Annotated in this window: 1 protein-coding gene; it reads left to right on the top strand. The window is 60.8% G+C overall.

The window, feature by feature from the left end; translation table 11 throughout:
• Positions 1 to 162: 162 nt before the first annotated feature.
• Positions 163 to 1,403, top strand: a 1,241-nt coding sequence (locus ABT116_RS46375) for a condensation domain-containing protein (RefSeq protein WP_351647246.1), incomplete at its 3' end; no start/stop codon positions are given.

The raw sequence follows: 1,403 nt of genomic DNA, 5'->3' as shown, positions 1-1,403 counted from the left end.
GATCAACCGGATGCACACCGGTACCTGGATCGCCGTGTCACACCCTGACACCCCCACGGCGCACGAATCTGCCACCCGCTTCGCCGAGCATGTATCCACCATCATCAAAACTGTTGCAGCTCAGGGCGACTACTCGTTCTCGGCACCAGAGGGAGCGTCCTGATGCATGTCACCTCGATCGATCGATACGGACTCGAGCCGGGAATCGTCACCGAATGGTCGCTCCAGCCTGCAGACGGTGCCGTCACCGAGTCCGAGGTACCACCGTCGTACAACCAGCATTTTCACCTCGAGACTGCGCGAACACACGGCATGGGCCGGAGCGTATGGATGGCAGCGGCATTCGATCTTCCCGGAGAACTGAATCGGCCTGCACTCGATCTCGCGCTGCGCCTGTTCATCAGTCGCCATGACACTCTGCACACAGGATTCGAGGTGGGCGAGTTCACCACCACCCGAATGGGACTCGATCCAGACGGCACACACATCGAGACTTCGGAACCGCTGAAGTTCGATTCCACCGAGAATCTGCGAGCGCACCTCAAGAAGCGATTCACGACGGTCTGCGATCCACTGACCTTCCCTGCCTACACATTTGCCACGGTCGAACGCGAAGAGCACTACACAGTCCTGAGCGCCTTCGATCACACACTGGTCGACGGGTACTCGTTGGTCATCGCACTCGGGGAACTGCGACAGATCTACGAGGGACTGATCGCCCTACCCGACCTGACCGACCACTCGGCGGTCGACGCAGTGATGAGCCGACTGGGTGACCCGGGAAGTTTCGTGCGGTACTGCGAACTGGAGGCCGACGCTCTACTTCCCGTCGACAACGACCCTCGAATCCGGGAGTGGGCAAGGTTCTACGAGATTTGCGGTGGTACTTCACCGAGTTTCCCCTTGGATCTCGGCGTCGAGGGCGGAAAGCCAGCGCCGCAGGGCGCCGATGTGCGCGTGCTGCTCGACGAGGAGCTGACGGCGACGTTCGACGAGATCTGCCTGTCCGCCGGCGGTAGCGTGTTCACCGGAATCCTCACTGCGATGGGTCTTTCCGTCCACTCGTACACCGGACAGGCGACGCTTCCCCTGCAATTCCCGCTGCACATCCGCAAAGATCCCCGTTGGGCCGACGCGATCGGCTGGCTCACCACCAGCGCGCCGATCACGGTCCAGATCACTCCCGACGCGGATTTCGGTGCATCCCTTGCACATACGCACGCGTCGTTCCGAGTTGCGTTGACGCTCGAGGGCGTCACCATGGCCCAGGTTCGAGATGCTTTGGGCGACAAGATTCGACGCACGCGCACCGACGTCTTCATGGTGTCGTACATCGATTACCGCAAACTACCCGGCACAGACGATCATGATCTCCTCAACGCCCATCACATCAGCAATGTGAC

Origin of the sequence: Streptomyces sp. NPDC002130 (assembly GCF_040296465.1) — a bacterium.
Taxonomy (GTDB): domain Bacteria; phylum Actinomycetota; class Actinomycetes; order Streptomycetales; family Streptomycetaceae; genus Streptomyces.
This window is presented reverse-complemented; position numbering and strand designations above follow the sequence as displayed.